Source organism: Propioniciclava sp. MC1595, assembly GCF_017569205.1.
Lineage (GTDB): Bacteria > Actinomycetota > Actinomycetes > Propionibacteriales > Propionibacteriaceae > Propioniciclava.
Window position 1 is genome coordinate 3,389,308 of sequence record NZ_CP071870.1, and the last position, 12,429, is coordinate 3,401,736.

Below are 12,429 nucleotides of genomic sequence, written 5' to 3' on the forward strand. Positions count from 1 at the left end.
CACCAAATGTGATGGTGCTCAGCGACCCGGGTAGCGCCCGGGCGGGGGCTGCGACCGTGGCGGTGTCCGGCGTTCCTGCGCTGAGCCGTCGATCCGACCCGTGACCCGCTCCCACGATGGACCCGCGGCATCCATGCCGGGAGCCGGCTTGTCGGGGCTGGTGGTACCGACAGCAGCGGGCAGGGACGCCAGCCAGCGGAGGGCGACCGCTGCCGCCTGCTGGTGCCGCGCGTCCACCTGACCCAGACGGTCAGCGATCACGGTGGCGCTCACCAATCCGGCCGCGTGGAGGGCACGCACGAAGTTGAGGTCCTTCTCCCGGTGGGCGCACAACTTCGCCACGCACAGGTCTTCCGGCTCCAGGCACCAGCCGATGAACTGCGGCCGCCCCGACGGCGCCGCCGTATTCGTGTTCTGGACCCGTGCTGCTCCTCAAACGGTGACCACTCCCCAGCGACCCCCTCGATCAGGTCCGCCAACTCGGCGGTCACCGTGTTGTTGTCGGAGATGGGCAGCACGTCGACCTCCACCGACATGGTCGCCTCGACCGGTAGTTCGTCCTCGCCGAAGCTGCCCAAGATCGCCTGGGACCCCACGATGATCACCGCCGGATGCCCGATGATCTGGCACGCCCTCCGGATCGCATGCTCCAACTGGTCGCGTCTCATCGGCCGACCACCGCCAGCACCTTCGCCCGCTCCGACTGCGGCAACAATCCACCCAACGGCGACACCTCCCGCATCTGCACCGAGTCGGTGTCTAGGCCGGTCATCACACGGCGCAGCCCGGGAACGTCGCGCTGCTCCACCAACACCTCCCACCGGCCCAGGTTCGACACATGAGGTTCACCCTGAACGCGGTGCCGCAACCGCTCCACGTTCCGCCGGATCGTCGGCACCCAGTCGTCCAACACGCCGGTGTCCAGATGAGTGGCCAACTGGCGGTGCAGGCGCCAACTCCGCAGGTGCGACCGGTCCAACTCCACCCGGACCGGGCGACGCACCACCTCAAGCCGATACCCCAAGCACGACAGCAGCCGATCCAGCATCTCGTCGCTCATCTCGATCCGGCCCGACAAGAACTGACTGATACTCGGCTGCCGCACCCCACTCATCCGCGACAACTCCGACTGAGACACCTTGCTCTCAGTCATCACCTCGCGCAGGACCTCCCGACCACCCATGCCCGGACTATAGCATCCAGAGCTATGGGAAGGAGTGGTCCGCAAACGCACTACTCTGCCGCGCCCCGGGGGTGTCGCGGTGGGCCCCATCCTGTCCCATGCCGATCATCGTCTGGCTGGTTGTCGGCGCTTGGACGGTCTCGCGCGTACGTCAGGGCTTGAACGTCAGCGTGTAGGAGAAGAAGTTGCCGTGGTGCTCCGCGGGTCGGAAGCCAGCCGACGTTGCCCAGGCTGTGACCGTGCGGCGGAGCGGGTAGTCGGGGTCGGTGAGGAGTTCGCTGATACCCAGCTTGCCCGCCGGCTCCAGCACTCGGCGGCATTCGCGGAGCATCCGAACCGGTTCGGGAATCTCGCCGGTCACGGTGATCAGGTACACCCTGCCCGCCGACGCGTGCGAGGCGTACACGGGCACCTACCAGGCGCTCCAGCAGGCCGACCAGCGGCTCACCCGCTCCTGATCCGTGGGGCTCAGTGGCCCCGCACCTGCGGCGGCTCGTGGGCGCAGAAGGGTTCCTCGGCCAGATAGTCGCCGGTCATGGCGTACGCCCTGGCCCGGGACCCGCCGCACGCGTCGCGGTAGCCGCAGACGCCGCACTTGCCCTTGAGCAGGGTGCGGTCGCGCAGCTCCTTGAACACGGGCGCGTTGCGGTAGATCTCGATGATGTCGTCGTCGCGGATGTTGCCCGCCTTGATCGGCAGGAACCCCGACGGCATGACGTCGCCGGTGTGGCTGATGAAGATGAACCCGTCGCCGTCGTTGACGTTGCGGGCGCGCCCGATGCCGTCGCTCTGCGAGTAGTGCATGCCGCGGGTCATCACCTCGTGGACGTCCTCGTCGGCGCCCGCGCGCACCTCGGCGCGCTTGCGCTGCATGACGACGCGCGAGTACTGCGGGGCGGCGGTCGCCTTGATGTCGAACGGGGCCGTCTTGCTCAGGTCGTAGAGCTGGTGGAAGACCGACTCGAACTCCTCCGCGGACGCCACGTCGTCGGCCTTCGCCCGGCCCATGGGCACCAGGAAGAAGACCTCCCAGAACACGACGCCGAGGGTCGTCATGAGCTCGGTCATGGCGTCCATGTCGTCGATGTTGGCCTTGCGGATCACCGTGTTGACCTGCGTCGACAGGCCGACCTCCTGAGCCTCGCGCAGGATGCGCAGGCCGTGGTCGAAGCTGCCCTTCACGCGGCGGAACTCGTCGTGGATCTCGGCGTTCGACCCGTCGAGGGAGATGGCCAGGCGGGTCAGGCCGACGTCCTTGAGCTGCTGCAGGAGCTCCTTGGTGGCCAGCGAGGTCGTCGCGGGCGTGATGCCCATGCGCATGCCCAGGTTGGCGCCGTACTCGACGAGCTCGACGATGTCGGGGCGCTTGAAGCAGTCGCCGCCCGAGAAGACGAACACGATCGGGCCGAACTCGCGCAGGCGGCGCATCATCGCCTTCGCCTCGTCGGTGGTGAGTTCGCCCTTGTCGCGCAGGGGCTGCGCCATGGCGCGGCAGTGCTGGCAGGCGAGGTCGCAGGCCTGGGTGGTCTCCCAGATCGCGATGAACGGCGCCGAGTCGAAGTCGAGGTTCCGGCGCGACGGTGCGCTGTGCGGGTGACCGCCGGGGTGGCCCCCCGGGTGCCCGCCGGGATGCCCTCCCGGGTGTCCGGGGTGACCGCCCGGGTGACGCGGCGTTGCTGCGAGGTCAGTCATGGGCGAGAGATTACTACGACGTGACGTAGGAGACTCCATCGCGGGTGCCGCCCTTCGCGCGCGGTGGCAACCGGACGCCCCGATCCGGGCGAATCGGGCGCCTCGGCTTACGCTGGTACGCGATGAAGCTCATGATCCGCGGCCTGGTCGGCGTCGTGGCCGCCGCCGTGGTGGTCACGGGCTGCAGCGCGCCCGGTGCCGGGACGCCGGCGTCCAGCACCCCGTCGTCGCCGGTGGCGGCGCCGGTCGGACGCGCCGCCGAGTCGCCGCGCCCCGAGCTCTCGGCGTCCCCCAGCCCGGTGGCGACCCCCAGCCCCACCCCCTCCTCCACCCGGACGCCGACGCCCACGCCGGCACCCACCCCGCCCACGCACCCGACGGACTCCCCCAAGGCCGGGAAGGCCACCGGACCCATCACCGACACCCCGTTCGAGGTCGACGGGATCCCGGTCGTCAGCAAGGACCACCGCCTCTCGGCGTCCTACGTGCCGCCGTGGGCGGGCGAGCCGAACGGCCTGCACCCTGACGCGACGGCCGGCTTCAAGGCGCTCCAGGCCGCCGCGAAGGCGGACGGGCTGCGCCTCACCATCCGGTCCGGCTACCGGAGCCACGCCACCCAGAAGGCGAGCTTCGCCAACGCGCGCAAGCAGTACAACGAGAAGACCGCGCGGCTCTACTTCGCCGAGGCCGGGGCGTCCGAGCACCAACTCGGCCTCGCGCTCGACGCCTGGGACGGCAAGAACCGAGGCACCGCCTTCGCCCGCACCCCGCACGCGAGGTGGCTGGCCGAGCACGCCCACGAGTTCGGCTTCATCGTGCGCTACCCGCAGGACAAGACGCACATCACCGGTTACGCGTGGGAGTCCTGGCACCTGCGCTGGGTCGGCACCGAGGTGTCCCAGCACTTCACCCCCGGCTCGGGCCTGACCCTCGAGGAGTACCTCGGGCTGGCCTGACGTGCCAGACTGCCGCATGGCCACCACCACCGACATCGTCGTCGTGGGCGCCGGGCTCGCGGGGCTCGTCGCCGCCTGTGAAGCCGCCGACGCCGGCGCGCGCGTCCTCGTGCTCGACCAGGAACCCGAGCAGTCCCTGGGCGGGCAGGCCCACTGGAGCCTGGGCGGGCTGTTCCTCGTCGACTCCCCCGAGCAGCGCCGCCTGCGGGTGCGCGACTCGTTCGACCTCGCGTGGTCCGACTGGCTGGGCTCTGCGCAGTTCGACCGCGACGACGACCTCTGGCCACAGCGCTGGGCCGAGGCGTACGTGCACTTCGCCGCCGGCGAGAAGCGCGCGTGGCTCGCGGCGCAGGGCCTCAAGCTCTTCCCCGTGGTCGGCTGGGCCGAGCGCGGCGACGGGCGCGCCGACGGCCACGGCAACTCCGTCCCGCGCTTCCACCTGACGTGGGGCACCGGCCCCGGGGTCCTCGAGCCGTTCCTCCGGCGCGCCCGCGCGCACGAGGCGTCCGGACGCCTCACCTTCGGCTTCCGCCACCGCGTCGACGAGGTCGTCATGGAGGACGGCCGGGCGGTGGGCGTCCGGGGTTCGGTGCTGGCGCCCGACGACACCGCCCGCGGCACGGCGTCCACCCGCGAGGTGGTCGGCGACTTCGAGGTCCGCGCCGGGGCGACGATCGTGACCAGCGGCGGGATCGGCGGCGACCTGGACCTGGTCCGGCGGTTCTGGCCCAAGCGCCTGGGCACCCCGCCCGAACAGATGGTCGCGGGCGTCCCCGCGCACGTCGACGGGCGCATGCTCGGCATCACCGAGGCCGCAGGCGCGAGCCTGGTCAACCGCGACCGCATGTGGCACTACACCGAGGGCCTGCACAACTGGGACCCGGTGTGGGCCAACCACGGCATCCGCATCCTGCCCGGGCCCAGCTCGCTGTGGCTCGACGCGTTCGGACGCCGAGTCGCCGGGTTCGGCGGCGGCGGGATGCACGGCTACAACGCGCTCGAGGGCACCTTCCTGGGCGGCTGCTTGTTCTCCGGCCGGGCGGCCGGACGGGCCGCAGCCCGCGGCGTCCGGTGAAGTGCCACACGCACGCTGATGCATTTCCGGGTGGAGGAACCCCAAGGATTCTTGGGGTCCGGCCGCCCGGAAATGCATCTGGTTACGATGGCGGCACCAACGTGAGAGGGGCGACGATGCCGAAGTCCACCGAGATCACCATCCCCGTACCGAACGGGCCCGACGGGGCCGGCATGCCGGCGACGCTCGTGCGGCCCGACTCCCCCATGGGCGCGGGCATCGTGCTGGTGCAGGAGATCTTCGGCCGCACCGCCTACATGCGCAAGCGTGCGATGGACCTGGCCGAGAACGGGTACACCGTGGTCCTGCCGCAGGTGTACTGGCGGATCGGCATCGACGACATCCCCGAGGACTCCCCCGACGCGCTCATGGTCGCGGTCGGCCACTCGCAGGCGGTCGACTGGGACCAGGCGGTCGCCGACATCCGCACCGCGATCACCTGGCTGCGCGCCGACCCCGAGAGCGAGCACGCGGTCGCGCTGGTGGGCTTCTGCTTCGGCGGCGGCCTCGCCTACGCGGCGCTGCAGGGGGTGCGCGGTCTCGAGCACGCCGACGCGCTGGTCAGCTACTACGGCTCGGCCCTGCCCAACCTGGTCGACGGGCCCACCGTGCACGCCGCGAGCCTCCACCACTTCGGCGACGCCGACGCGTTCATCCCGCGCGAGGCGATCGACCACATCCGCGAGGTCGTCGAGGCCGACGGCGCCGAGTTCCACCTGTGGGACGACGCCAACCACGCCTTCGACAACCCGACCCCCGAGCTGGGCCTGCACGACCCGCGCGCCTCCCGCGAGGCGTGGGAGGTCACCCTCGACTGGCTGGCCGAGCACCACCCGGCCTGAGGCAGAAACGCCGCTCCCCGTCAGGTGCGCCGGTTGCAGCCGGTGCATCTGACGGGGAGCGGGCGCGTCTGTCAGCGCTCGACCTGGGCGATCTCCTGACCGGAGGCCTTCCAGGCGGTGAAACCGCCGTCGAGGTGGGCGACGGTGTCGAAGCCCATGTCCTGCAGCGTCTTGGCGGTCAGCGCCGAACGCCAGCCGGAGCCGCAGTAGAGCACCAGGGTCCGCCCGTCGTCGAGCGAGGCCTTGTAGTACGGGCTCTCGGGGTCGACCCAGAACTCGAGCATGCCGCGCGGCGCCTTGGACGCCTCGGGCACCATCCCCTCCCGCACGAGCTCGCGCGGGTCACGGATGTCGACGAACTGGTAGGTCGGGTCGTCGAGCAGGCCGACGGCCTCCTCGACGGTGATGTTGCGGATCTCGGCGCGCGCGGCCTCGACGAGGGACGCCGACGGGCGGGCCAGCGGGGTACCGGGTTCGCGGGTCATGGGCCTCATCCCTTCAGGACCGCAGCGATGGACTCGCTGACGTAGCCGACGTTGTCGTCGTTCAGGGCGGCCACGCAGATGCGGCCGGTGTCGGTGCCGTAGACGCCGAACTCGTTGCGCAGGCGCACCATCTGGTCCTTGGTCAGGCCCGAGAAGGAGAACATGCCGACCTGGTCGGTGATGTAGCTGTAGTCGCCCTCGACGCCGGCAGCCTTCAGCCCCTCGACCAGCGCACCGCGCATCGCCTTGATGCGGTCGCGCATCTCGCCGAGCTCGTCCACCCACTGGGCGCGCAGGTCGGCGTCCGACAGCACGGTCGCGGCGAGCTGGGCGCCGTGGGTCGGCGGGTTGGAGTAGTTGGTGCGGATCACGATCTTGACCTGCGACAGGACGCGCTTGGCCTCCTCGGCGTCGGCGCACACGATCGACAGGGCGCCGACGCGCTCGCCGTAGAGCGACAGGCTCTTGGAGAACGAGGTCGACACGAAGAACGACGGGACGCGCTCGGCGAACTTGCGGACGGTCGCGCCGTCCTCCTCGAGGCCCTCGCTGAAGCCCTGGTAGGCCATGTCGAGGAACGCGACGAGGTCGCCGGCGAGGACGGTCTCGATGACCTGGTCCCACTGGTCGGCGGTCAGGTCGTAGCCGGTCGGGTTGTGGCAGCAGGCGTGCAGCACGACGACCGTGCCGGGGGCCGCGGCGCGCAGGTCGGCGAGCATGCCCTCGAAGTCGGCGCCCTTGGCCTCGGCGTCGTAGTAGGCGTACTTCTCGACGGTGAACCCGGCGCGGGTGAACAGCGCCTGGTGGTTCTCCCAGCTCGGGTTCGAGATGAGCACCTTGGCCTCAGGGTTGACCTGGCGCAGGAAGTCGGCACCCACCTTCAGGGCACCGGTGCCGCCCAGTGCCTGCACGGTGACGACGCGGTCGTGCACGCCGGAGCCCTCGCCGAAGACGAGGTCCTTCACGTCGGCGTCGTAGGTGGCCAGTCCGTCGATGGGCAGGTAGCCCTTCGCGGCGGCGGCCTCGGCGAGCTTCTTCTCGGCGGCCTCGACGCAGCGCAGCAGCGGGAGCTTGCCGGAGGCGTCCTGGTAGACACCGACCCCGAGGTTCACTTTCTTCGGGTTGGTGTCGGCCTTGAACTGCTCGGTGAGGCCGAGGATGGCGTCCGGGGGTGCCTGCTGGACATCGGAGAACAAGGACATGGGGTCCACCTTTCGTGCGCGGGATCCAGCCTAGTGCTGGGGTCCCCCCGACACACCGGCCGTCCGCAACGGCGGGCTGGTGGCCCACGTCGACGGTGGTGGCGGCCCCCGGACGCCCGGGCCCGGCCTGCTCGAGCAACAGGGCGCGCCGCTGCGCCACGGAGTTGCGGCTCCAGCCGTTGGTGTCGGTCTTGAACCACTGGCACCAGCAGCGGCGGGGGTCGCCGGGGGTGGCGAACACCGCCTCGAGGTCGGCCTCACTCGCCTCGTTCGCGGGCACCACGGTGATCTTCTCGGCCATGCACCCATCCTGCGCCCTTGGCCGATCTCCCGGTACCCCCGTGGGTCACGCCGACCGCAACGGCAGCGCGGCCATGGCCTCCAGCGCCTCGCCCGAGGTGCGGTAGACGGTCCACTCGTCCATCGCGACCGCGCCCATGGCCTTGTAGAAGTCGATCGAGGGCTCGTTCCAGTCGAGCACCCACCACTGGAACCGGCTGTAGCCACGCTCCACGCAGCGGCGGGCCAACGTGACCAGCAGGTCGCGGCCCAGCCCCGACCCGCGGTGGGCGGGGTCGACGTAGAGGTCCTCGAGGTAGATGCCGTGGCAGCCGTCCCACGTGGAGTAGTTCAGGAACCAGATCGCCATCCCGACCACGCGTCCGTCGACCTCGGCCACGTCGGCGAACAACGCCGGGTTCTGCCCGAAGAGGGCGCGATCGAGGGCGGACGCCGTGGCGGTGACGGCGTCCGGCTCTCGTTCGTAGACGGCCAGGTCGACGATGAACTGGTGGATGGCCTCGACGTCGCGGGGCTCGGCGGGTCTGATCACCCGCCCCAGTGTGCCGGGATCAGGCGGTCTCGTCAGCGGCACCGGTGCCGGGCTGGACGGTCCAGCTCGGGGGTTCGTCGCGGCCCGCCTCCTCGTCGGCCTCGGCATCCTCGGCCGTCGCCTGCACGATGCCCTGCGCGTGGTGCACGGGGGCGTAGACCGCGTACAGCTGCAGCGGCTCGTCGCCGGTGTTGATGACGTCGTGCCACATGCCGGCGGGCACCTGGATCGACCAGCCGTCCTCGACGGCCTGCTCGAAGGTCACCTCGTCCTTGGCGGGGCCCATGACGCAGCGGCCGGTGCCCGCGTCGACGCGCAGGAACTGGTCGGTCTCGGGGTGCACCTCGAGGCCGATCGAGCTGCCGACGGGGATGGACATGAGGGTGACCTGGAGGTACTTCCCGGTCCACGCGACCGTGCGGTAGTTCTCGTTCTCGACGGTCGCGCCCTCGATGTCGAACGCGTTGGGGTTGGGTCCGTTATCGATGATGTCCATGGACCCCACGGTACCCAGCCGGGGGCCGGCCGCCCAGCGAGGCGACCCTTCCCCCCGGCACTCCCGGGACGAGCTCAGATGCGCGGGTCGGAGCTCGGGTCGACGCCGGTCACGTCCTCCATGTCGTCGGCAACATCCTCGACGTGGGCGTCGTCGGTGGCCACCAGGTCGGCGTAGGTGGGGTTCTTCTCGATCCAGCCCTGCACGTAGGGGCACTGCGGGTCGACCCGGTAGCCCAGGGTGCGGATGTCGTCCAGCCCGGCCCGGACGAGCTCGCCCGCGAGGCCCTGCCCGGAGAACCGGTCCTCGACGGTCGTGTGGGGGAGCGCGACGACGCCCTCGTCCACCATGTAGTCGAGCCAGCCGGCCAGTTCGCCGTCGACGTGGATCTCGAAGCGGTTCTCGTCGGTGTTCTTGGTGACCTCTGCCATGGAGCCAACCTAGTCGGCCCCCCAATGCGGCCGAAAGTGGTACCCGAACGTGACGTGGGCAGCCCGCATGTTGTCGTCACTTTCAACTAAGCTCCGCCCCATGGCTCTCACACGGCGCACCCTCCTCACGCTCGGCGGTGGCCTCGCGGCCACGACCGCCCTGGCCGCCTGCGGCTCGAACACCGGCCGCACCGCCGCCCCCTCCGCCTCGCCGGCCGGCACCCCGGCCGCGACCCCCTCGGGCACGCCCGACCCCGACGCGGGGCGTCCGGCGCTGTCGCAGTGGTACCACAAGTACGGCGAGGACGGCGTCGAGGCCGCGGTCAAGAAGTGGGCCGCCGAGTACCCCGGCGCCGAGGTGAACGTGAACTGGGTGCTGGCCGACTACGAGAAGACCCTCGCGGCCGCCCTCCTGACCCCGACGGCGCCCGACGTGTTCGAGTACGCCAACGGCCCGACGCTCGACATGATCAAAGCCGGCCAGGTCGCCGACCTGACCGACACCATCGGCAGTTCGCGCGGTGACTTCACCCCGTCGGTGCTCGACCGCCTGACCTACCAGGACAAGGTCTGGGCCGTGCCGCAGACGGTCGACATGCAGCTGCTCTACTACCGCAAGGACCTCCTCGAGGCGAAGAACCTCACCGCCCCCACGACGCTGGAACAGCTGACCCACGTCGCCACCACGCTGGCCGAGGGCGGCGACATCGGCGGCTTCTTCGCGGGCAACGACGGCGGCATCGGCGTCCTCGGCCTGCTGCTGATGTGGGCGGCCGGCGCCGACGAGATGAACGAGGCGCGCACCGAGGCCGCGTTCAACACCGGCGACTTCCACGCGGGCATCGCCCAGTTCAAGCAGCTGTTCGACTCCCCCGGCATGGTGAAGTCGGCCAGCGCCGACTGGTCCGACGCGTCGCCGTTCATCAACGGCGAGGCGGCCCTGCAGTGGGGCGGCATGTGGGACCTGCCCAAGGTCATCGCCGCGCACGGCGAGAACTTCGGCGTGCTGCCGTTCCCGGCGATCGGTGGCTCCGGCCGCCAGGTCGTGCCGTTCGGGGCGTTCAGCGCCTGCGTGTCGGCGAAGTCCGCCAACGTCACCGCGGCGAAGAACTTCGTGAAGTGGCTGTGGATCGACGCCGAGGACAAGCAGGTCGAGTTCTCCGACGCGTTCGGCACCCACATCCCGGCCAAGCCGAAGCTGTTCGGTCAGGCCAAGCAGGTCGCCGAGGGCCCGGGTGCGGACGCCGCGAAGTTCGTCACCGACCACGGCCGCTCGAACGCGCTGTTCTGGACGCCGGCCTCCGGGGAGGCCTACTCCACGGCCCTGTCGAACGTGGTGAAGAACGGTGCGGACGCCGCGACCGAGTTCGGTGCGGCCGCCGAGAAGGTCACCGCCGAGCTGGCGCGCGTCGCCTGACGTCGTGGCCGACGGTTCCCGTTCGGGGACCACGCTCGCCCGGAGCAACCGCCGGTGGTTCTGGACGTTCGTGACCCCCTTCCTGGCGGGGCTCGTGGTGTTCGTCTACGTGCCCCTGCTGTGGAGCCTCTACCTGTCGTTCTTCGACGCCCGGAACACCGTCACGCCCACCAGCTTCGTCGGCCTCGGCAACTACGCCTACCTGCTGCAGGACCGGCTGTTCGTCGACTCGATGGTGACGTTCATCGCGTTCGCGCTGTTCATCGTCCCGTTGACGTTCGCCTGCTCGCTGGGCCTGGCGCTGCTGCTGCAACGCATCACGGTGCTGCGCGCATTCTTCCGCTCGGCGTTCTTCCTTCCGACCGCGGTGAGCTACGTGATCGCGTCCATGGTCTGGCGGATGTCGTTCTTCCACGGCGCCCGCTTCGGCCTGACCAACACCGTGCTGTCCTCGCTCGGCCTCGACACGATCAACTGGCTGGGCGGTGAGAACTCCTGGTACTGGCTCGTGCTGGTCAGCCTGCGCCTGTGGCTGCAGGTCGGGTTCTACATGATCCTCTTCATCGCCGGGCTCAACCAGATCGACCCGCAGCTGTACGAGGCCGCCGCCCTCGACGGGGCGAGCGCCTGGCGGCGGTTCCGGCACGTGACGTTCCCGCTGCTGCGGCCCACCTCGGTCGCCGTCGCGATGCTGCTGCTGTTCAACGCGTTCCAGGCGTTCGACGAGTTCTACAACACCCTGAACACGGTCGGCGGCTACCCTCCGTACGCCCGGCCGCCGCTGGTCTACCTGTACCTGATCTCGTTCGGCAGCGGCGCCCAAGACCTCGGCATCGGCTCGGCCGGCACGATGATCCTGACCCTGGTGATCCTCGTGTTCGCGTTCTTCCAGAACCGGCTGCTCTCGATCGGGGCGGACAAGTGAGGCCGTCGAGGTGGGGCACGGCGCTCGCGTACGCCGCGGCGTCCGGCCTGGCCGTGTTCTTCCTGCTGCCGTTCTACGTGATCTTCCGCAACGCCTTCTCCACCCAGCAGCACCTGATCGCGCCGCGGTGGAACTGGCTGCCCAACCAGCTCGACACCACCACCCTGCAGGCGGTGCTCGGCAACGCCAACTACGGGGTGCTGAACGCCCTCGGCGTCTCGGTGGTGGTCGCGGTCGCGCAGACCGTGCTCACCGTCGTGATCGCGATGATGGCCGGGTACGCGCTGTCGCGCTGGCGGACGCCGGCGTCCCGGGTGATCCTCGGCATGACCGTGTTCACGCTGATGGTGCCCGCGATGGTGACCTTCGTGCCCACCTTCGTCATGGTCAGCTCGCTGGGCTGGATCTCGACCTACCGCGGCCTGATCATCCCGGTGATCTTCTCGGCGTTCGCGACGTTCCTGTTCCGGCAGCAGTTCCTGGAGTTCCCGCGCGAGCTCGAGGAGTCGGCGGCCATCGACGGCGCCAACACCTGGACGACCTTCTGGCGGATCGTCGTGCCCAACGCGATGGGCACCGTCGCCGCCGTCGGCACGATCACCTTCATCGGCGCGTGGAACGCGTTCCTGTGGCCGATGCTCATCGCCCAGGACCCGCAGATGCGCACGATCCAGGTGGTGCTGAGCCAGTTCATGACCTCCCAGGGCATCCGCTACCCCGAGATGTTCACCGGCGCCCTGATCGCCGTCGCACCCGCGCTCGTGGTGTTCCTGTTCCTGCAGCGCTGGCTGGTCCAGGGGGTCGCCCGCTCGGGCCTGAAGTGAGCCCACGCCACCGACCACCGGATGGCCGAAGGTGGGCACACCGTGTCGGTGCGCCGTGGAACGATGGGC

The 12,429-nt window shown here is 70.2% G+C and carries 15 protein-coding genes; 6 read left to right on the forward strand and 9 right to left on the reverse strand.

Features of this window, described 5'->3' with window-relative positions; translation table 11 throughout:
• Window positions 1–18 precede the first annotated feature (18 nt).
• From J4N02_RS16405 to J4N02_RS16420, 4 genes are all read right to left on the reverse strand, one after another.
• Window positions 19–342, reverse strand: coding sequence for a hypothetical protein (locus J4N02_RS16405; RefSeq protein ID WP_208091036.1), 324 nt, complete (start codon window positions 340–342; stop codon window positions 19–21).
• A 322-nt stretch (window positions 343–664) separates the two neighbouring features.
• Window positions 665–1,183, reverse strand: a complete 519-nt coding sequence (locus tag J4N02_RS16410) for a helix-turn-helix transcriptional regulator (RefSeq protein ID WP_208091037.1) — start codon at window positions 1,181–1,183, stop codon at window positions 665–667.
• A 151-nt stretch (window positions 1,184–1,334) separates the two neighbouring features.
• A complete protein-coding gene (locus J4N02_RS16415; protein ID WP_188334691.1) occupies window positions 1,335–1,559 on the reverse strand; it encodes a class I SAM-dependent methyltransferase in 225 nt (74 codons plus the stop codon).
• A 92-nt stretch (window positions 1,560–1,651) separates the two neighbouring features.
• Window positions 1,652–2,875, reverse strand: coding sequence for a TIGR04053 family radical SAM/SPASM domain-containing protein (locus J4N02_RS16420; RefSeq protein WP_188334690.1), 1,224 nt, complete (start codon window positions 2,873–2,875; stop codon window positions 1,652–1,654).
• 122 nt (window positions 2,876–2,997) lie between these two features.
• Between J4N02_RS16420 and J4N02_RS16425 the strand changes: the two genes are divergently transcribed.
• From J4N02_RS16425 to J4N02_RS16435, 3 genes are all read left to right on the forward strand, one after another.
• The gene (locus tag J4N02_RS16425) at window positions 2,998–3,831 is read left to right on the forward strand and encodes a M15 family metallopeptidase (RefSeq protein ID WP_188334689.1); all 834 of its coding nucleotides are present in this window, start codon (window positions 2,998–3,000) and stop codon (window positions 3,829–3,831) included.
• A 16-nt stretch (window positions 3,832–3,847) separates the two neighbouring features.
• Window positions 3,848–4,906, forward strand: a complete 1,059-nt coding sequence (locus tag J4N02_RS16430) for an FAD-binding dehydrogenase (protein ID WP_188334688.1) — start codon at window positions 3,848–3,850, stop codon at window positions 4,904–4,906.
• A 116-nt stretch (window positions 4,907–5,022) separates the two neighbouring features.
• Window positions 5,023–5,748: a dienelactone hydrolase family protein gene (locus J4N02_RS16435; protein ID WP_208091038.1), complete on the forward strand. Its 726-nt coding sequence runs from the start codon at window positions 5,023–5,025 to the stop codon at window positions 5,746–5,748.
• A gap of 71 nt (window positions 5,749–5,819) precedes the next feature.
• Here J4N02_RS16435 and J4N02_RS16440 read toward each other — a convergent pair whose 3' ends face one another.
• The 5 genes from J4N02_RS16440 to J4N02_RS16460 all read right to left on the reverse strand — a co-directional run bounded on the left by J4N02_RS16440 (window position 5,820) and on the right by J4N02_RS16460 (window position 9,194).
• Window positions 5,820–6,233 carry a rhodanese-like domain-containing protein gene (locus J4N02_RS16440; RefSeq protein ID WP_188334687.1) on the reverse strand — a complete coding sequence of 138 codons (414 nt, stop codon included), beginning with the start codon at window positions 6,231–6,233 and terminating at the stop codon, window positions 5,820–5,822.
• 5 nt (window positions 6,234–6,238) lie between these two features.
• Complete coding sequence (locus tag J4N02_RS16445; protein WP_188334686.1) at window positions 6,239–7,435, reverse strand: amino acid aminotransferase; 1,197 nt, start codon at window positions 7,433–7,435, stop codon at window positions 6,239–6,241.
• Between the two features lie 346 nt (window positions 7,436–7,781).
• Window positions 7,782–8,267, reverse strand: a complete 486-nt coding sequence (locus J4N02_RS16450; protein WP_188334685.1) for a GNAT family N-acetyltransferase — start codon at window positions 8,265–8,267, stop codon at window positions 7,782–7,784.
• A 19-nt stretch (window positions 8,268–8,286) separates the two neighbouring features.
• Window positions 8,287–8,763, reverse strand: coding sequence for a cupin domain-containing protein (locus J4N02_RS16455; RefSeq protein ID WP_182814646.1), 477 nt, complete (start codon window positions 8,761–8,763; stop codon window positions 8,287–8,289).
• Between the two features lie 74 nt (window positions 8,764–8,837).
• Entirely contained in the window at window positions 8,838–9,194 is a 357-nt protein-coding gene (locus J4N02_RS16460; protein ID WP_188334684.1) for a GNAT family N-acetyltransferase, read from the reverse strand.
• A 100-nt stretch (window positions 9,195–9,294) separates the two neighbouring features.
• Here J4N02_RS16460 and J4N02_RS16465 point away from each other — a divergent pair, with 100 nt between their 5' ends.
• From J4N02_RS16465 to J4N02_RS16475, 3 genes are read left to right on the forward strand one after another with little or no spacing between them, the layout of a single operon-like run.
• Complete coding sequence (locus J4N02_RS16465) at window positions 9,295–10,611, forward strand: ABC transporter substrate-binding protein (protein WP_182814644.1); 1,317 nt, start codon at window positions 9,295–9,297, stop codon at window positions 10,609–10,611.
• 4 nt (window positions 10,612–10,615) lie between these two features.
• A complete protein-coding gene (locus tag J4N02_RS16470) occupies window positions 10,616–11,536 on the forward strand; it encodes a carbohydrate ABC transporter permease (RefSeq protein ID WP_188334683.1) in 921 nt (306 codons plus the stop codon).
• Entirely contained in the window at window positions 11,533–12,360 is an 828-nt protein-coding gene (locus J4N02_RS16475) for a carbohydrate ABC transporter permease (protein ID WP_188334682.1), read from the forward strand. Before J4N02_RS16470 ends, J4N02_RS16475 begins: the two co-directional genes overlap by 4 nt.
• Window positions 12,361–12,429: the final 69 nt, after the last annotated feature.